General features: G+C 65.0%; 8 protein-coding genes and 2 tRNA genes. All 10 read right to left on the bottom strand.

All coding sequences use genetic code 11. The features are described from left to right. Positions 1-107: 107 nt before the first annotated feature. The 10 genes from recD to rpoC all read right to left on the bottom strand — a co-directional run bounded on the left by recD (position 108) and on the right by rpoC (position 19,699). A complete protein-coding gene (gene recD / locus O987_RS01870) occupies positions 108-2,198 on the bottom strand; it encodes an exodeoxyribonuclease V subunit alpha (protein ID WP_043370637.1) in 2,091 nt (696 codons plus the stop codon). Beyond that, positions 2,195-6,007, bottom strand: coding sequence for an exodeoxyribonuclease V subunit beta (gene recB, locus O987_RS01865; protein WP_043370635.1), 3,813 nt, complete (start codon positions 6,005-6,007; stop codon positions 2,195-2,197). Before recB ends, recD begins: the two co-directional genes overlap by 4 nt. Beyond that, entirely contained in the window at positions 6,004-9,591 is a 3,588-nt protein-coding gene (gene recC, locus O987_RS01860) for an exodeoxyribonuclease V subunit gamma (protein WP_043370633.1), read from the bottom strand. The genes recB and recC overlap by 4 nt, the downstream gene beginning before the upstream one ends. A gap of 240 nt (positions 9,592-9,831) precedes the next feature. Then, a tRNA-Phe gene (locus O987_RS01855) sits at positions 9,832-9,907 on the bottom strand. A 177-nt stretch (positions 9,908-10,084) separates the two neighbouring features. Continuing rightward, positions 10,085-10,160, bottom strand: a tRNA-Phe gene (locus O987_RS01850). An 83-nt stretch (positions 10,161-10,243) separates the two neighbouring features. Beyond that, entirely contained in the window at positions 10,244-10,909 is a 666-nt protein-coding gene (locus O987_RS01845) for a response regulator (protein WP_003059323.1), read from the bottom strand. Positions 10,910-10,948: 39 nt separating this feature from the next. After that, the gene (locus O987_RS01840; protein WP_019043329.1) at positions 10,949-13,270 is read right to left on the bottom strand and encodes a sensor histidine kinase; all 2,322 of its coding nucleotides are present in this window, start codon (positions 13,268-13,270) and stop codon (positions 10,949-10,951) included. Then, positions 13,270-13,839: a DUF4390 domain-containing protein gene (locus tag O987_RS01835; protein ID WP_003059325.1), complete on the bottom strand. Its 570-nt coding sequence runs from the start codon at positions 13,837-13,839 to the stop codon at positions 13,270-13,272. Before O987_RS01835 ends, O987_RS01840 begins: the two co-directional genes overlap by 1 nt. 43 nt (positions 13,840-13,882) lie before the next feature. Further along, a complete protein-coding gene (gene rsmB, locus O987_RS01830) occupies positions 13,883-15,268 on the bottom strand; it encodes a 16S rRNA (cytosine(967)-C(5))-methyltransferase RsmB (protein ID WP_043370630.1) in 1,386 nt (461 codons plus the stop codon). A gap of 207 nt (positions 15,269-15,475) precedes the next feature. Next, positions 15,476-19,699: a DNA-directed RNA polymerase subunit beta' gene (rpoC, locus tag O987_RS01825; RefSeq protein WP_003059328.1), complete on the bottom strand. Its 4,224-nt coding sequence runs from the start codon at positions 19,697-19,699 to the stop codon at positions 15,476-15,478. Positions 19,700-19,714: the final 15 nt, after the last annotated feature.

Below are 19,714 nucleotides of genomic sequence, written 5' to 3'. Positions count from 1 at the left end.
TTGTTGCATTCTTGTTTGCGCAAGTCCCATAAAGGCTGATCGGGATCAGCCTCCAGCTCCTACCTGGATTGCGCCAGCAGCGATCAAAACAGGACCTCACCCATAGGCTACCGAGCACTCTCCATGAATCCCAGCAAACCGCTGCTGCGCTGCGTGGGACTGCCCATCGCCGACACCAACAGGCCGGGCACTTCGGCCCACAGCGAAAACGCCTTGCGCGCCCGCGTGATGCCGGTATAGACCAGCTCGCGGCTGAGCACGTTACCGCCCTGCGCGGCCAGCACCAGCGCCGTGTGCTCGAACTCCGACCCCTGGCTCTTGTGCACCGTCATGGCAAATGCGGTCTCCACATGGGCCAGGCGCGCCGTGCTGACATGGTGCAGATGCTCGCCCTGCATGAAGTACACGCGCAGCCGCGCCGGGTCGGCAAAGCTGGGCAGGGCCATGCCGATGTCGCCGTTGAACACGCCCAGTTGCGCATCGTTGCGGGTGACCATCACCGGACGGCCCATATACCACTCGCCCTCCTTGCGTATGGCGCCCATGGCCTGCAGGGCCTGCTCCACCGCGCGGTTCAGGCCCGCCACGCCCCAGTTGCCGTCGCGCACGGCGCACAGCAGGCGGTAGCGGTCGAAGGCGGCCAGCACGGCCCTCACCCATTGCTGGTGCTCGGCCTCGGTGGCAAAGCCGCGCCCCTTGCCCTGTCCATGTTGAGCCAGCACCTCGGCATAGGCGGCATAGCTGGCCATTCCGCCGCGGCCTTGCACGGCGCTGCGCACCACGGACTCGACGTCACCGCCTTCACGTGCCCAGAGTTCGGCATGCAGGCCAGCCTGGGTTTGCGTGCGCAGCAGCGCCATCGCAGCCGGTGCATCGCCGGCATTCACGGCCTGTGCAAGTTGACCGATCGGGCCGCCAAAGCGGCGGCTCTCGCGCAGCATGACGGTGTGCTGGGCCAGCGGCAAGGCCCTGGCTGGCGCCAGGTACTGCGCTGGCAGGGGCTGGCCCGTCACGCGCCCGGCATAGGCCGCGGTGTCCGGTGCGTAATTGCCCCGCTGCGCGTCGCGGCACAGATCGCCCAGCACGGCACCGGCCTCCACCGAGGCGAGCTGATCCTTGTCGCCCAGCAGAATCAGGCGCGCCGTGGGCGGCAGGGCCTGCAGCAGCGCGGCCATCATCTCGAGGTGGATCATGGAGGCCTCATCGACGATGAGCACGTCGACATCCAGCGGATTGCCCGCATGGTGGGCAAAGCGCCGCGTATCGGGCCTGGCGCCCAGCAGCGAATGCAGGGTGCGTGCCGCCCCCATGCGCTTGACCAGCGCTTCCAGATCCAGTTCACGGCCCACGGCCTCCTTGAGCTCCAGCAGCGAGCTGTCGATGGACTGCTTGAGCCGCGCCGCCGCCTTGCCGGTTGGCGCAGCCAGCGCGACGCGCAGCTGGGCGGCATCCGGCGCCGTGGCAAACAGCAGCGCCAGCAGGCGGGCGGCCGTATAGGTCTTGCCCGTGCCCGGCCCGCCGGTGATGACGGACATGCGCCCGCGCAGCGCCAGCGCGCAAGCCAGTTTTTGCCAGTCCGGCGCCGTCGAGGCATCGGCCGAGCCCGTGAAAAGCCGCGCCAGCCAGTCGCGGACCCTGGGCTCGTCAAGCGCCACCGCATCGGCCGCCGTGCGCTGGGCAATATGGGCGGCGACACTGCGCTCGTAGTCCCAGTAGCGGCGCAGATACAGCAAGGGCGCAGCGCCGTCCAGCAGCACCAGCGGCTGGCCTCGGTCAGCCGCTACCACGCCCGGCTGCACGACACGCACCAAGGGGCTGCGACGCAGGGCCTGCAGCCAGTCAGCCAGCCGGCCGGGCAATTGCTCCCATAGCGATTGCTGCAGTCGCTCGGCCTCCTTGGGCCAGGCGAGAATCTGATGGGGATCGCCAGCCAGCGCCTGCAGGGGTAGACAGCTGTGACCGCGCCCTTCCATCTGCGCCAGCACGGCAGTGGCCACCAGCAGCGCGGGCCCGGCCTCGGCGTCCTGCGCGGCCACAAAAGCCGCCAGCGCGCTGTCCAGGCGGCGCAGCAGGCCGGCATCGGCTAGGCGCTCCAGAGCGGCCAGCCAGTCCGTGGTGCCCGGCGCAATCGTGTCCCCATCCGCGAGGGCTGCAAACAGGTCCAGCGTCTGCAGATCGGCTTTGCGGCGGCCCTTCATGGCTGCTCCTCCTTCGATGCCTGCTCGCAGTCGCCAAGCAGCGCCTCTAGCCCGTGCAGCAGCGCCAGCGGCGGCTTCAGGACATGCATGCCGGCAGCCTCGCCATCGAGACCGCGCAGGAAGAAATAGAGCGCGCCGCCCAGTTGTTCCCGGGGGTCGTAGGCCGCGCCCAGCCGGCTTTGCAGCAGACGGTGCAGAGCCAGCAGATACAGCGCCGCCTGCACGTCATAGCGGTGCTCGAGCATGGCCTGCTCCAGCGCCCCGGGGCCATAGGCCGCAGCGTCCTGGCCCAGATGATTGGTCTTGTAGTCCAGCACCCAGTAACGGCCGGCATGGTGAAACACCAGGTCGGCAAAGCCCATCAGCATGCCGTGCAGCTCGCGCTCTGGCAGCGCCGGGCGCGGCTGACCGGGCAGGATATGCCGGCGGCACAGCGCATCGATGTGCGGTGCCGACAGGCGCCGCGCCGGCAGCCAGAACTCCATCTCGGGCAACAGCGCATCACCTTCGCCCAGCTGGGCCAGCGAGACACCGAGAGGCGCCAGCGGCTGATGCACCACGGCGCGCAGCCACTGCAGCACATCGGCGGCCTGCTCCTTGCGGCCCGCGCGCTCGCAGCGGCGCAGCAGACGGGCCGCCAGCGGCTCGCTGTTGTCGGGATCATCCTGAGCCTGCAGCGCAAAGTCCTCTGCGGCCAGCCATTCCAGCTGGTCGTGCAAGAAATTGCCCACCACCGGGCCGCGCATGAAGCGGTGCCAGACCGCAGCATCGCTGCGCGCGCCGGCGGCGAATCTGCTCAAGGTGGGCAGGGCGGTCATGACGTCGTTGATGACGCCCAGGTCCAGCGCAGCTTCACCGGCCTCCTGGGCCTGCAGCGCACGCTCGTCCTCGGCGGGGCTTTGTGCCGCCACCGGCAGGACCGGCAGGCTGGGTGCGGCCATGGCGCGGGTCAGCGACGAAAAGCTGCCAATGCCCCAGCGGCGGTCGAACTGCGCCTCGTACACCGGCGCGGCGGCCAGGGCTGGCAATGCCTGAGCGGCCACATAGCGCGAGGCCACGGGTAGCTCGGCCGGCAGATCCACCACGGCGATCTCCGTGCAACGCTCGCTCAGGGCCTGGATGCTGGCGCGCCAGCCCGCTGCTGACTGCGAAACAGCTCCGGCCAGCAGATAGCCCGCCGCCCCCTGTTCGTTCGCACAGTTTTTGCTGCTGCTGCGCTTCATGGGGGCCAGCCCCATCCACAGCGCATGGCGCGGACGGGTCAGCGCCACATAGAGCAGGCGCAGATCCTCGCGCAGGCGCTCCTTGTCGGCCTGCGCCAGCTGCACATCGTCGTAGTCCAGAACCAGCTCGCGTGCGGGTGCGCCATCGATCTGCACCGGCAGCGAAAGATAGGCCGCCTTGCCATCCACAGGCCGGAAGCTGCCGCCAAACGGCAGGCAGACCAGCGGATACTCCAGCCCCTTGCTCTTGTGCACGGTGACGACCTTGACCAGATCGGCGTCCGATTCCAGCCGCACGATCTGCGCATCGCCGGCCGCGCCCGGGCTCTCGATCTGGGTGGCCAGCCAGCGGATCAACGCCTGCTCGCCCTCCAGCTGGGCGCTCGCGCCCTGCAGCAGCTCTGCCAGGTGCAGATAATTGGTCAGACGGCGCTCGCCGCCCATGTCCTGCAGCCAGCGCGCCGGCAATTCAAAGCGGTACAGCGTCTGGCGCAGCATGGCCAGCACGCCCAGGCGCAGCCAGAGACTGTGCAGCTCCTTGAGCAGCTCGCTGCGCGCATCGAAGGCCTCGTCATCGCTGGCCAGCCAGGCCAGCTCGTCAAACGACAGACCCATCATGGGCGTGGCCAGACCGGCGCGCACGGCAAGTGCGTCCAGGGGGGCTGCCACGGCACGCAGCCACAGCAGCAGATCCTGCGCCTCGCCGCTGGCGAAGACCGAGTCCTGATCGGAGAGATAGACCGAGGCCACATTGCGCCGCGCCAGCGCGCGGCGCACGGCAGTAGCTTCCTTGCCCGTGCGCACCAGCACTGCGACATCGGCCGGGCGCAGGCGCTGCAGCGGCTGACCGTCCTCGGCAAAGCCCGTGGCACCGTCCATCAGCCACTGCACGATCTGGCTGGCGCAGAACTCCGCCCCACGGCGGCGGATGTCGTCATTGCTCAGCGGTTCACCACTGCTGCCATCCCAGGCAACAGTCAGCGCTGCCATGCGCTGGCTGCCCTGCATCAGCCGCTCCTTGCGGCCATTTGACTTGACGCTCTCGAACGGCAGCGGATTGCTCTGTCCGGCGCGGAACAGGAACGCCCCCTCGCCTTCGCGCACTTCAGCCTGCACAAACCATTGGTTGACCGCATCGACCAGCGCCTGCGTGGAGCGGAAGTTGGTGTCCAGCACATAGTGGCGGCCCTCGGTCGCCTGCCTGGCCTGCAGATAGCTGTAGATGTCCGCACCACGAAAGCCGTAGATGGACTGCTTGGGGTCGCCGATCAGCAGCAGTGCGCTGTCCGTGCTGTTGTCTGCCGTGCGGTAGATCTGGTCGAACAGCCGGTATTGCAGCGGCGAGGTGTCCTGGAACTCGTCAATCAGCGCCACCGGGTACTGTGCCAGAATGCCGGCGCGCAGCGCGGGGCCGTTATCGCCGGCCAAGGCGGTATCCAGGCGCTGCAACATATCGGCAAAGCCAAAGGTGCCGGCCTGGCGCTTGAGCCACAGCAGGCGCTGCTGGACATGGACTGCAGCATGCAGGCGCAGCGCCACCTTGATCGACGGCAGCCCGGTCAACGCTTTCAGCAATTGCTCTAGCTCGGAAAATTCGGTGGGCAGCAGCAAGTCCATGGTCGAGCCCTTGAAGGCCTCGGCCATCCCCTCTGGGCACAGGCGCTTGCGGGCGGAATCGCTGAGCTCCAGCGGCTGGTTCAGCGGGTCTTGCGCCCAAGCGGTCAGCGCCGCAAACCAGCCTGTGTAGTAGCGAGCCTGCAGCTTTCGCCTGTCCCACAGCGCGGCGCGGCCGTCTAGTTCACCCTCAATCCAGCGCAACATGCGCTCGGACTTGGCTTCCCAGCCATCGGCCAGCGCTTGCAGTCGCTGCGCACGCTCTGCATGTGTCTGCGTAATGCATTCGCCCAACGACCCGACACCAGCCACAGCGGGCACGTTTTCGCGCAGCAGCGATTGCATGTCTTTGACCAGCACATGCACATCGGGCCAGACCTGCAGCGCCGTCTCCAGCACCTCGCCCGACAGCGGGTAGCACTGCTGGCGCCAGTAATCCTGTGCAGCCTCGGTCTGACGCTGGCTTTCATCGGCCTCCAGCGTTTCATCAAACAGGTTGCCGCTGTCGAACGCATGCTCGCGCAGCATGCGCTGGCACCAGGCATCTATGGTGTGGATAGCAGCATCGTCCATGCACTGCGCAGCCATGTCCAGCCGCCAGGCCGCAGTGTCGCGCTCTGTGCCTTCGGCATAGGCATCGCGCAGATCGCGCAAGAAGCTGTCGTGCGCCGCCGGTTCAGCCTCGCCGCGAAAGCATTGCACGGCCTCGATCAGGCGGTCACGAATGCGATCCGACAGCTCGCGTGTGGCAGCCCGCGTGAAGGTCATGACCAGAATATCGGGCGGCATCAATGCCCGGGCAAAGCCGTTCTCGGCGCCGTGGCCCAGTACCAGCCGCAGATAGAGTGCGGCAATGGTCCAGGTCTTGCCTGTGCCCGCACTGGCTTCGATCAGGCGCGAACCCCAGAGCGGGAATTGCAGGGGCTGCAGCGCCTGGCTGCCGGGCTTCATCGGGTTGGCGGGCGCGCTCATGCCGGCTCTCCTGGTTGTTCGTCCTGGTCTGCACGCTGCATCAGGGGCAGGCCCTCGATCTGCACCTGCGCGGCCAGCCAGTCATGCAGCGGGCCATAGACCTGTTTGGCCAGGGCATGAAAGCGCAGATCAGCCGTCAGCGCCTCCCAGTCTGGGTAGCAGCGCGCCCAGCTGGGGTCTTCGCATTCGCCGCCCAGCATGTAGCCGCCTTCGTAGGCCTGTGCGGCGGCACTCAGATCGTCCAGGCCGGCTGCGATGGCGGCCTTGAGAGGCAGCGGCAAGGGCTCGTTCTGGCCCGCCAGCCACAGTTGCATCAAGGCTTGCAAGCGCTGCGTGGCCACCTCAGGCTCCAGCGGCTGCACCCAGACCAGGGTGTCGCGTGCGATCACCCCCATCAGCGTGTCGGTGCCCGTGCTTGAAAGCGCCAGACTGCGCACATAAATGGGCAGCAGCTTATGGGCCTGCAGCTCGCCTTTTTTGTTCAGCAGCGTGCGCGGCTCCAGCGCGAACCAGCAGCGGCTGTAGCCCGCATCCGAGGACGGCTCTTCGCGCTCCTGCAAGCCATCCATCCAGTCGTCCAGCGTGACCGCGCCGGAGTGCAGCAACAGCCGCTCGCGCGGCGCCGCATGGGGCCACTGCCGCATCTGCTGCTGCCAGGCCAGCAGCGACGGCGTGGCCTGGGCCTGCAAGGCCTCGGCCTCGCGCCTGCCGAGACCTGCCAGCGGCAGCACGCCGGCACGCCCCAGACGCTGCACCTGGCGCTGCACCTGCAGGCCCACGTCCAGCGCCGCATCGTGCGCCAGCTGCGTGCGCACGCCCTGCTGCAGCTGCTGAATCAGGCCGTAGGCGGTCAGGCCATCGACGCTGAAAAGCTCATCGTCCTCCAGCAGTTCCTCGTCCTGCTCAAAGCGCACCTGCAGGCGGTTGCGCAAAAAGCTGCGTGCGGGATGGCGCAGAAATTCCGTCAGTCGCGCCAGCGTCAGCGGCACCTCGGGGTCGGGCTCGAAGGCGGCCACGACCGGCAGCGCCTGCGCTGCCCGCTGCTCATGCGCGCCATACCATTCGCGCGCGAAGGTCGACAGCCCTGAAGCCTGTTCGAAATAGCGGCGGCTGAAGGGCTGCAAAGGATGCTGGCGGGTACGCTGGGCCAGCAGCAGATCTCCGCGCTCGCTGGCGCAAAGGCCTGAGCTGCCTTCGCCCTGCCAGCCTTGGCGCAGATAGTCGCGCAGCTGCGAGACCAGCACCGAGGGGGGCTGTTCGCTGTTGTCGCGCACATGGCGGCCGGCCCAGCTGATATAGAGCTTGCTGCGGGCCGACAGCAAGGCATCCAGCATCAGCTGACGGTCATCGTCGCGGCGCGCGCGATCGCCGGGGCGCTGATGACCGGGCAGGGCCATCAGATCGAAGTCCACTCGCGTGGCGCGGCGCGGGTAGTCGCCATCGTTCATGCCCAGCAGGCACACCACTTCGAAGGGGATGGCCCGCATCGGCATCAGCGTGCAGAAAGTCACGCCGCCGGCGCGAAAACGCTGGTTGAGCGCGGGCTCGGACAGGGCCTGCAGCCAGGCCTCCTGCGCCACCTCCAGCGGAATCAGGGCATCGAAGCCCGCTTGCTCGCAGGCGGCCTGCCAGCCGACCAGGGCCGTGTCGAGTGCGGCGCACAGGGCCTGGTCCTCATCGCCCTGCGCGACAAAGAAGTCGTCCATCAGACTGCGAAAACGCTGGGCCCAGACCTCGGCAGCCGCGGTCGTTGCAGCCGTTTGCCACCACTGCAGCATGCGCCCCAGCAAGCTGGCCAGCGATCCGGCCAGCTCGGCCGTCAGGCCGCCCACTTCGTCATAGGGCTCCATGCCGGCAAAAGCCTGTGCCTCGTCGAAGGCGGCCTCCAGCGCCGGTCCGCTGGCATAGCCCAGCAGCATGCGGCGCAGGCCGAACCAGGCGCTGTTGGGATCACCGCAGGCCGCCAGACCCAGCTGGGCGCGCTGCGCATGGTTGAGCCCCCAGCGAATGCCTGCGCCGACCATCCAGTGCGTGAGCTGGGGCAGATCGTCGGCCGCCAGCCCCACGCGCGCCGCCACGGCGGGCACATCGAGCAGGTCGCACAACTCGCTCAGGCGGCAGCGCTGCTGCGGCAGCTTGAGCAGCCATTGCAGCGCGGTCACCAGCGGGCTGCTGGCGCGCGCGCCCACGTCGGCAATGTCAAACGGAATATGGCGGGCATCGTGGCGGCCATACTGGCCGAACACCGCGCGGATGGCGGGTGCCGCCTCTTCGATCGACGGCAGCATGACCACCACCTCGCGCGGCGCCAGCGCGGCGCGGCCCGCAGCGACAGGCTCGGCCAGCCATTGCAGCAGCTGGTCATGCAGCACTTCAAGCTCGCGCACCAGGCCATGGGCCTTGTGAAAGACAATGGACTGGTCTGCCGCTGCGATCTCGACCGCAGGGTGCTCCGACATGGGCACCAGATCGCGAATGCGCTGCTGCACCTGGGTCAGCAGCGGTGCGTCGATCAGCTCACTTGCATCGGCCTCGTCATACACATCCACACGCGGCCAGCCCCATTGAACGGCAGTGTCGCCCGTGGTGTCGAAGGCATCGAGCTGGCGCACATAGTCGCGGCTCTGTCGTCCCCAGGCCGCCAGCAGCGGATGGGCATGGGCGTGCATGGCTGCCAGGGGAATCTGCGCCAGGTCCTTGCCGCCCTTGTCGGCATGGCGGCGGCGCTGCTGGCGCAGCAGCTCGCGCCCGTCGATGGCATCGGCCCAGTGAAAGCGGCAGGGGTTGGGAACGGCAATCAGCACCTGGCTGTGCTGAGCAATGCCGCTCAGAAACTGCATCAGCGACAGAGGCATCTGGCTCATGCCGAACACCACCACGCGGCGCGCCAGCGGCGTGACCGGCGGCTGACCGCTTTGCAGCGCGCCCAGAATCCGTGCCAGCAGGGCCGGGCGGGTGGCGGCACGCTCCTGCTCATCAAGCTCGGCCAGCACCTTGCGCCATAGCTGGGGCTGCCAGAGCTGCCCTTCAGGCACGGGCGCGTCGGGGCGGCCCGCCGTGCGCAGCACATCCTCGCCCTGCTCCCAGGCGGCCAGCCAGTCGGCGCGGTAGATCTGGTACTGGTCGAACAGGTCGGCCAGCTTTTCGGCCAGCTGCAGCAGGCGCTGCGGCTCTGCGGGGCGCAGAAAGCTGGCAATGGGCGCAAACGCTGGCTCGCCCAGACACTGCGGCAGCAGACGCATCAGGCGCCAGATCATGGGCGTCTTGTCCAGCGGCGATTCGCGCGGTACCTCGTGCCTGCCCAGAATCTGCCGGTAGCTGCGCCAGACAAAGCGCGCCGGCAACTCGACCTGTGCTGCGGCGCACACGCCCTGCTGCTCGGCCATGCGCATCTTGAACCACTCGGCCATGCCGTTGCTTTGCACCAGCACGATCTCGGGCTCCAGCGCCTGCAAGGGATGCGCCGCCAGCCAGGCCAGCACGGTGTCGGCCAGCGCCTCGGTCTGGTTGCCGTGGATGGCGATCAGGCCCGGCTGCCAGTTCGCGGCCGGTTGCGACGCCCTTGGTTGCTGCTCTGCTGTCACACGCGCTCCTGTGCCTGTCTGTGCACGATGAAAGCTGCAAGCTTAACGGCAGCATGCAGGCGCTATCAAATGAAAAGCTGGTTGCGCATACCTACAAAGCGAACTGGAGCTGAAACGCCTTGAAATCGAGCCAAAGCAAGCGCAAGCCGCTCTGCTTTTTTGCTGCCCACAGCCCGTTGCAGACATTCAAGGCGGCAATGAGAAAAGCCCTGGATCATTGCTGATCCAGGGCTTTCAATCTGGTGGCCTGGGACGGAATCGAACCGCCGACACAAGGATTTTCAATCCTCTGCTCTACCGACTGAGCTACCGGGCCTTTGCTGTCCAGCAACTTGAATGTGCTGAAGCAGCGATTATAGGCATATTTTTCCGCATCCCGCCCCGCCTGGGCATTCCAGATCGCAGCACTCGCCGGTCTGCGAATGCCTCCGGACACGGATCAGATCCAGATGCAGAAAAGCCCTGAATCATTAATGATCCAGGGCTTGGAATCTGGTGGCCTGGGACGGAATCGAACCGCCGACACAAGGATTTTCAATCCTCTGCTCTACCGACTGAGCTACCGGGCCTTCATCAACACTCTTCAGTGCCGAAGCCACGATTATAGGCACACTTTTCGAGCCCAAATCGAAAACTGCGATTTTTTTGGAAATTATCCGCGGCGATTGCGTCCGAGATCCACGCCCAGCTGACGCAGCTTGCGGTACAGATGGGTGCGCTCCAGGCCGGTCTTCTCGGCTACGCGCGTCATGGAGCCGCCTTCGCGGGCCAGGTGGAATTCGAAATAGGCTTTTTCAAAGCCGTCGCGCGCCTCGCGCAAGGGGCGGTCGAGATCGAAGCCCTGGTGCGAATTGGGCAGATTGTCTTCTGCCGCCTGCGCCGTGATGCTGACCACGGCCGATGGCGCGGTGCCATTGCTGGCATGCGAGGCGGCTTCCGAGCCCTGGCTGGCCGTGCTGCGCGCCAGCCCCTGCTCCACTGCCTTGAGCAGCTTCTGCATGGTGATGGGCTTTTCGAGGAAGGACAGCGCGCCGATGCGCGTTGCCTCGACGGCCGTCTCGATGGTCGCATGGCCGCTCATCATGATGACGGGCATGGTGAGCTGACCGGCCGTGGCCCATTCCTTGAGCAAGGTGACGCCGTCGGTGTCCGGCATCCAGATGTCCAGCAGCACCAGATCGTAGTTGTTGGTGGCCCTGGATACGCGTGCCTGCGTGGCGTTCTCTGCCACGTCCACACTATGACCTTCGTCGTTGAGGATTTCCGACAACAAATCCCGGATCCCCAGTTCGTCGTCGACCACTAGTATGTTTGCCATGTGTCTAAAGCCTGTTGCTATGCCTTGTGCTGAACGGGATCAAGCCGTCCCTGCACGGTCGTTAGGTACAAATGATAGCGACACTCGCGCGCCTTGAACTACCCCGTCTTCCTCTCGATTACCCAGGTCCACTCTTGCGCCATGTTCGTCGGCGATTTTCTTGACCACCGCCAGGCCCAGGCCGGTGCCGCGGGACTTGGTGGTCACATAGGGCTCGAAAGCTCTTTGCAGAATATTGGGAGCAAAACCTGTGCCACTGTCGCTGATGCTCAGGCGCACACGCTGGGCCGTGTCCATCCAGCGGGTTTCGATGGTGACGGAGCCCGGAGTCTGCCCTGTTTCCTGCGCTCTTTGCGCCGTGGAATCTTGCGCATTTTGCAAAAGATTGTGGATGACCTGGCGCAATTGCTGGCTATCGCCCTGGATGGGCGGGCAAGCTTCGTCCAGGGATGCCTCCACGCGCACCGTCGCATTTTCCTCGCCATAGAGCTGCAGCACCTCGGCGATCAGAGCATTCAGATCCAGCGGCTGCAGATTGGCCGCCGGCAAGCGTGCGTACTCGCGGAACTCATCGACCAGGCGTTTCATCGCAGCCACCTGATCGACAATGGTCTTCACCGACTTGGCCAGCAGCGCCTGGTCCACAGGCTGCAGCTTGTCGGTCAGCTTCATGGCCAGACGCTCGGCAGACAGCTGAATCGGCGTCAGCGGATTCTTGATTTCATGCGCCACGCGGCGCGCCACCTCGCCCCAGGCCTGTGCACGCTGGGCCGAGACGATCTCCGAAATATCATCGAACACCAGCAGGCGCTGGTCCTCGGGCAGCTCCGCACCACGCATGACCAGACTGGTGGTGTTGTGCACCACATCACCGTTGCCGTTGCCGGCGTCCAGCTCATAGACCTGCTGCCAGCGGTCCCGCCCCTGCTGGGCCGAAGCATCGCCCAGGAAGATCTCGAACTGCTCCTGCACCACACGGGCAAAGTCCTGCAGGCCCGAGACATCGCGCAGTCGCTTGCCCTGGAATACCGCCATGGGCGCACGCAGAATGCGTGTCGCGCCGGGGTTGCTGAGCACGATGCGCCCGGCACGATCGAGCACGATGACGCCCGATGTGAGGTTGTCCAGAATGGTCTGCAGATTGCTGCGCGCTGCATCGAGCTGCAGCAGATTGCGATTGGCATCGGAGCGCGCATCGGCCAGTTGCTGGGTCATGACGGCAAAGGAGCGCGTCAGCCCGCCGATCTCGTCCTTGCTCTGCAACGCGGGCTTGGGGCGCAGATCGCCACGCGCCACATCACGCATGCCCTGGGCCAGCAGCAGCAGCGGCTTGGCCAGCTGGTTGCCCAGCACCACGGCCAGCACCACGGCGCCAAACACGGCCAGAAACAACGCCAGCGTCAATGTGCCGATGTACATGCGCTGCAAACCACCGCGAGCAAGCGCTCGCTCCTGGTACTCGCGATTGGCCTCCTGCACGGCCAGGGCATTGATGACCAGGGCCTGAGGCAAGGGGATCGTGGCCTGCAGATAGCGCGCTTCTTCGAGCAGATTCACGGCCGAGCTGGGTACCAGCGCCAGCGTGCGCACCTTGGCATTGGCGGCGGCCTGCTCGGCAGGCACGTCGCCGGCATCATCCAGACCTTCGATGCTGGCCACGGCGCGCTGGCCGCCCTGCTCCCTCAGGCTGCGCAGCAGCTGGGTATTGGGCCGCTCGGGTGCGAGGCTGAACAGAGACTGGCCGGCGCTGGCGATGGCCTTGCCCGAGGCGTTCCAGAGCACCACATCGGTGGCGCCGATCTGATCGCGGATGCGCTCCAGCATCAGCGCGGCCCCGGCATCCGAGGTCTGGGACAGCTGCAGGCCTGCGGTGCGCGTGTTGTTGGCCATGTCGTTGGCCACCGTATCCAGCGTGGCGCTGGCCAGGCTCACGCCGGCGGACAGCGCCCCTTCGACCTTGACGTCGAACCAGCTCTCGATGGAGCGTGAAACGAACTGGTAGGACACCACATAGATCAGCAAGCCCGGCAGCAAGCCCACCAGGGTGAAGATGCCGGCCAGCTTGAGCAGCAGCTTGCTGCCGAAACGCCCGCGCCTGAGCCTCAGCGCCAGGCGCACCCCGCCCCAGAACAGCACCAGCAGCAGCAATCCGGCCACCACCACATTGGCCGCAAACAGCCAGTTGTAGTTGCGCTCGTAGGCCAGCCGGTTGTTGGTGGCCAGGGTCAGCAGGAACAGCAGCAGCACCCCCACCACCACCATCAGCACCACGCCCGTACCGACGGCCCAGCGCGTGGCGCGCGACCAGCGTGCGGCCGAGGAGCCGCCGGCCTCGCCGTCCGGGAGCTTGAAGTCTGCCATCAGGGAGTCGCCTCCAGGGTCTGCGTGCGCGACATCTGCAGATTCCAGCCCGAGCGCCCCAGCGCACCGATCTGCAAAGGCCTGGGCAGGGACGACAGATCCACGCGAAAGCGCAGCTGCACCGAAACGCCCGAGGTGGAGCCGAGCTGGGCGGGCTCCAGAATCTTCCAGCGGTAGATGCGCTGAATGGCCGCGATGGCATCCTCGAGCTGCTCGTAGGTCTGGCCCAGCGCCAGCCCGGTGCCGCTGCCGCCGGTGAAGGCGGAGTTGGAGATATGCAGACGCCAGCGCTTGGTGAGCGGCTGGTGCGTGATGCGGTAATAACGGGTGGCAATACCCAATTGCTGATCGGACCAGTACCAGCGCTCGCGCTGTACCTGGGCTTCGGCAATGAAATACATGGGAATGCCCTGGCGCAGGGCGTCTTCCACCTGACCGGGCAGCTCGAACTGCAGATTGGCCGAGAGAAACACGCCGTCCTCGGTGCGCGTGAGCTGCATGGAGCTGATGTCCGGCGGCACGGTATCGGCCCGGGCCAGCACGAATACCAGGGATAGCGCCAGCACCATCGAGGCTGCACGGGCCGCACGCCGAAAGGCCCCCGCTACAGCGTTAGCGCAATTTTTCCAGCAGAGCGTAAAAAAAGCCGTCGTGGTCACCCAGGGGATTGTCGGACACGGAATCGTGTTTGGCGGCTTTGCCGGGAATTAAATGGCCCGGAGCAGGCAAGCTGGCCGCCGTAGTGTTGCGTGCAAGAAACGCTTGCATCTGGGCATCGCCCTCGGCCTTGAAGACCGAGCAGGTGCAATAGACCATGCGCCCGCCGGGCTGCAGCAGCGGCCACAAGGTGTCCAGCAGCCTGGACTGTATGTCTGCCAGCTGGGCCACATCGCTTTCACGGCGCAGCCAGCGCACATCGGGCTGGCGACGCACAATGCCCGATGCCGTGCAGGGCGCATCAAGCAAGATGGCATCGAAGGGCTGGGCGCCGCATTGAGATTCGAACCAGTCCTTTGGAGCGGAGGCATCGGCCACCAGCACCTTGGCCTTCAAGCCCAGGCGCGACAGGGTTTCATCGATGCGACGAGCCCGCTCGGGATCGATCTCCAGGGCCGTGACTTCGATGCTGCCAGGCACGGCACGTTCGATCAGATGGGCGGTCTTGCCGCCGGGCGCGGCACAGGCATCCAGCACGCGCAGCGGGCGCCCCTGGTGCTGGGGCAAGCCGGCCAGCAGCAGCGGTGCCGCAGCCTGCGCCGCAGCATCCTGCACCGAGGCCCAGCCCTCGTCGAAATGCGGCAGCTCCTGCACGGGCACGGCCTGCTCCAGCTGCAGACCGCACTCGGCGACGGCCGTCGCCTTCAGGCCCATCGCCTGCAGCGCATCCTGATACTGGGCTGCCGTGCTTTTCTGTGCATTCACGCGCAGCGTCATGGGCGGCTGGGCATTGTTGGCCGCCAGAATGGTCTGCCAGTCCTGGGGATGGTCTTTCTTGAGCCGTGCAATCCACCAGGCAGGGTGATTCCAGACAGCCACGGGATCGTTGTCAGTGGCGCTCACCAGGGCATCGCGCTCGCGCAGAAAGCGGCGCAGGCAGGCATTGATGAAGCCGGACTGCGCGCGTGCCGCACCGTTCTTGGCGGCTTCCACGGCCTGGTTGACCAGGGTGAAGGGCGGGTAAGGGGCTTGCGCCTCATCCCAGGCCAGAGCCAGCGCCGTGCTCAGCAGGGCGCTGACCTTGGGCGCGGGAGCCCGCGACACCAGCTGCCTTTGCAGCGCCTGGGCACGCCCCAGATTGCGCAGCACCTGGAACAGCAAGGCCTGCACTCCCGGACGCAAGCGCTGCGGCACCTGTGCCAGCACAGCCTTGCTGGACTGGCCACCCAGGATGCCGTGCAAGGCCTTGGCCACTGCATCCAGCTGTTGCCACAGGGCAGGAGCATTGGGCACAGCAGCACCAGCCGCGGCGTTCTTGGGTTGGGAAGGCTTGGAAGTCATGAAGAGCAGACCTGAAAAACTTGGGAAACTGAGGCAGACAGGAAGGCGCAGTGGGCATGTTCATCGAAAGAGCGCCATGCCTGATCCGAACTTGCGCAAATCGTGTCTTGATCAATGAAAAACGCTCCCGTCTGCACAAGGCAGAGCGGGAGCGCGGTGCATCAGCAGCGAACCGCAGCCGTTGCCGGCCGCGGCCCAATGCCATGCTTAGTCGGCAGAGGCGTCGCCAGCAGGTGCTTCGACGTCATCAGCCAGCACACCGGCCAGCTCGGCTTCTTCGGCTTCGGCGATGGCACGACGCTCGGCATCGTCCATTTCGTCCTTGGCCTTGCGAGCCTGGTGATAGGCCAGACCGGTACCGGCGGGGATCAGACGACCCACGATCACGTTTTCCTTCAGGCCACGCAGTTCGTCGCGCTTGCCCATGATGGCAGCTTCGGTCAGAACACGGGTGGTTTCCTGGAAGGAAGCCGCAGAGATGAACGAGTCGGTCGACAGCGAAGCCTTGGTGATACCCAGCAGCACGTTGGAGTACGTGGCAGGCAGCTTGCCTTCCTTCTGCATCTGTTCGTTGGTGTTGAGCACCTCGGAACGCTCGACCTGTTCACCCTGGATGTAGGTGGTATCGCCAGAGTTCTCGATGATCACGCGACGCAGCATCTGACGCACGATCACTTCGATGTGCTTGTCGTTGATCTTCACACCCTGCAGGCGGTAAACGTCCTGCACCTCGTCCACGATGTAGCGCGACAGCTCTTCGATACCCAGCAGACGCAGGATGTCTTGAGGATCGGCAGGACCGTCAACGATGGACTCGCCCTTGTTCACCACCTGGCCCTCGTGGACCAGAATGTTGCGCTCCTTGGGCACCAGTTCTTCCCAGACCTTGCCTTCCAGATCGGTGATCTGCAGTCGGATCTTGCCCTTGGTTTCCTTACCGAAGGACACAGTACCGGTCATCTCGGCCAGAGTGCCCTTGTCCTTGGGCGTACGGGCTTCGAACAGTTCGGCCACACGGGGCAGACCGCCGGTAATGTCGCGGGTCTTCTGACCTTCCACAGGGATACGGGCCAGCACTTCGCCGGGGCCCACGTCCTGGCCGTCGCGCACCTGAATCAGGGCGCCGACCTGGAAGCCGATCGTCACGGCATGGTCGGTACCAGGGATCTTGACTTCCTGGTTGTTGGCGTCGATCAGCTTGACCTGGGGACGCACTACCTTGGCGGAGCCACGACGCTTGGGGTCGATCACCACCAGAGTGGACAGACCGGTCACTTCGTCGACCTGCTTGGCCACCGTCAGACCTTCTTCCACATTCTCGAAACGCACTTGACCGGCGTATTCGGTAATGATGGGTCGGGTCAGCGGGTCCCAGTTCGCCAGGATCTTGCCGGCCTTGATGGCTTCATCGGGCTTGATGGTCAGTACGGCGCCATAAGGCACCTTGTGACGCTCGCGCTCACGGCCGTTTTCGCTGATCACGATCTCGCCGGAACGCGAAATCACCACCAGCTCGCCCTTGGTGTTGGACACATAGCGCATCGTGCTGTTGAAGCCGATGACACCATTGGACTTGGCTTCCACGCTCGAAGCGATGGCAGCACGCGAAGCGGCACCACCGATGTGGAAGGTACGCATGGTCAGCTGCGTGCCGGGTTCACCGATGGACTGGGCAGCGATCACACCCACGGCTTCGCCGAGGTTGATCAGGCCGCCACGACCCAGGTCGCGACCGTAGCAGGTGGCGCACAGGCCGAAACGGGTTTCGCAGGTCAGAGCCGTACGCACCTTGATTTCGTCCACGCCCTGAGCTTCCAGCTCTTCGATGGTGTCTTCGTCGAGCAAGGTACCGGCAGGCACCAGCACGGCACGGGTTTCGGGGTGCAGCACTTCTTCGGCGGTCGAGCGGCCCAGCACGCGGTCGCGCAGGGATTCGATCACTTCACCGCCTTCGACGATGGCGCGCATCAGATAGCCGTTGGAGGTACCGCAATCCTGTTCGTTCACGACCAGATCCTGCGTCACGTCCACCAGACGACGAGTCAGGTAACCGGAGTTAGCCGTCTTCAGCGCCGTGTCGGCCAGACCCTTACGAGCACCGTGGGTCGAGATGAAGTACTGCAGCACGTTGAGGCCTTCGCGGAAGTTCGCGGTGATAGGCGTCTCAATGATCGAGCCGTCAGGCTTGGCCATCAGACCACGCATACCGGCCAGCTGACGAATCTGCGCTGCGGAGCCGCGGGCGCCGGAGTCGGCCATCATGTAAATCGCGTTGAACGATTCCTGATCGACTTCGTTGCCGTGACGGTCTGTGGTCTTCTGGACCTTGAGCTGGTCCATCATCACCTTGGATACGTCGTCACCGGCCTTGCCCCAGATGTCCACCACCTTGTTGTAGCGCTCGCCGGAGGTCACCAGACCCGAGACGTACTGCTGCTCGATCTCCTTCACTTCGGACTCTGCGCGGGCCAGGATGTCGGCCTTTTGCGGAGGCACCAGCATGTCGTCGATGGAGATCGAGATACCAGCGTGCGTGGACAGACGGAAGCCGTTTTGCAGCAGCTTGTCGGCAAACACGACCGTGGCCTTCAGACCGCACTTGCGGAAGGAGGCGTTGATCAGCTTGGAGATTTCCTTCTTCTTCAGCGCCTTGTTCATGTTGCTGAAAGCCAGGCCCTTGGGCAGGATTTCAGACAGCAGGGCACGGCCCACGGTGGTTTCCACGAGCGAGGTCACGGGCTCGAATTCGCCGGTTTCCTTGTTCTTGTTCCACTCGGTCAGGCGCACGCTGATCTTGGCGTGCAGTTCGGTCTCGCCGGCATCCAGAGCGCGTTGCAGCTCCATCAGGTCGGCAAACACCATGCCTTCGCCCTTGCCGTTGATCTTTTCACGCGTGGCGTGATACAGACCCAGCACCACGTCCTGGGAAGGAACGATGGAGGGTTCGCCCGAAGCGGGGAACAGCACGTTGTTCGAGGCCAGCATCAGCACGCGGGCTTCCATCTGCGCTTCGACAGACAGGGGCACGTGAACAGCCATCTGGTCACCGTCGAAGTCGGCGTTGAAGGCCGCGCAGACCAGCGGGTGCAGTTGCAGGGCCTTGCCTTCGATCAGGATGGGCTCGAACGCCTGGATACCCAGACGGTGCAGCGTAGGCGCACGGTTGAGCATGATGGGGTGTTCCTTGATGACTTCTTCAAGGATGTCCCACACCACGGGCGTACCGGCTTCCACTTCCTTCTTGGCCGCCTTGATGGTCGTGGCGATGCCGCGCTGCTCGAGCTGCGCGAAGATGAAGGGCTTGAACAGCTCCAGCGCCATCAGCTTGGGCAGACCGCACTGGTGCAGCTTGAGGTAAGGACCCACGGTAATCACGGAACGACCGGAGTAGTCCACGCGCTTGCCCAGCAAGTTCTGACGGAAACGACCGCTCTTGCCCTTGATCATGTCGGCCAGAGACTTCAGGGCACGCTTGTTGGCGCCCGTCATGGCCTTGCCGCGACGGCCGTTGTCCAGCAGCGAGTCCACTGCTTCCTGCAGCATGCGCTTTTCATTGCGCGCGATGATTTCAGGAGCCTTGAGCTCGAGCAGACGACGCAGACGCGAGTTGCGGTTGATGACGCGGCGGTACAGGTCGTTCAGGTCGGAAGTGGCGAAACGGCCACCGTCCAGAGGCACCAGAGGACGCAGATCGGGAGGCAGCACGGGCAGCACTTCCATCACCATCCACTCGGGCTTGATGCCGGACTTCTTGAACGCTTCCAGCAGCTTCAGGCGCTTGGCGTTCTTCTTGACCTTGACTTCGGAGCCGGTCAGATCGTTGCGCAGGCGCTCGATCTCGACGTCGATGTCGATGCCTTCGAGCAGGTCCTTGATGCCTTCAGCGCCCATCTTGGCGGTGAACTCATCGTAGCCGTACTCGAGTTGCTTGGCGTCGTAGTCGTCCTCGGTCATGATGCTGAACTTCTTCAGCGGAGTCATGCCGGGGTCGGTCACCACATAGGCTTCGAAGTACAGCACGCGCTCAATGTCGCGCAGCGTCATGTCCAGCACCAGGCCCAGGCGCGAAGGCAGGGACTTCAGGAACCAGATATGGGCGCAGGGCGCGGCCAGGTCGATGTGACCCATGCGTTCGCGACGCACCTTGGTCTGTGTGACTTCAACGCCGCACTTCTCGCAGATCACACCGCGGTGCTTGAGGCGCTTGTACTTGCCGCACAGGCATTCGTAGTCCTTGATCGGGCCAAAGATCTTGGCGCAGAACAGACCATCACGCTCGGGCTTGAAAGTACGGTAGTTGATCGTTTCAGGCTTCTTCACTTCACCGAAAGACCAGGAACGGATCTTCTCGGGCGAGGCCAGGCCGATCTTGATGGCATCGAAATGCTCATCAGGCGTAAATTGCTTGAACAGGTCGAGTAGCGATTTCATGTAACTCTTTCCTTT

This window comes from Comamonas testosteroni TK102 (assembly GCF_000739375.1).
GTDB classification, from domain to species: Bacteria; Pseudomonadota; Gammaproteobacteria; order Burkholderiales; family Burkholderiaceae_C; genus Comamonas; species Comamonas brasiliensis.
The sequence above is the reverse complement of the archived record's forward strand: the minus strand, read 5'-3'. Positions and strand labels throughout refer to the sequence as shown.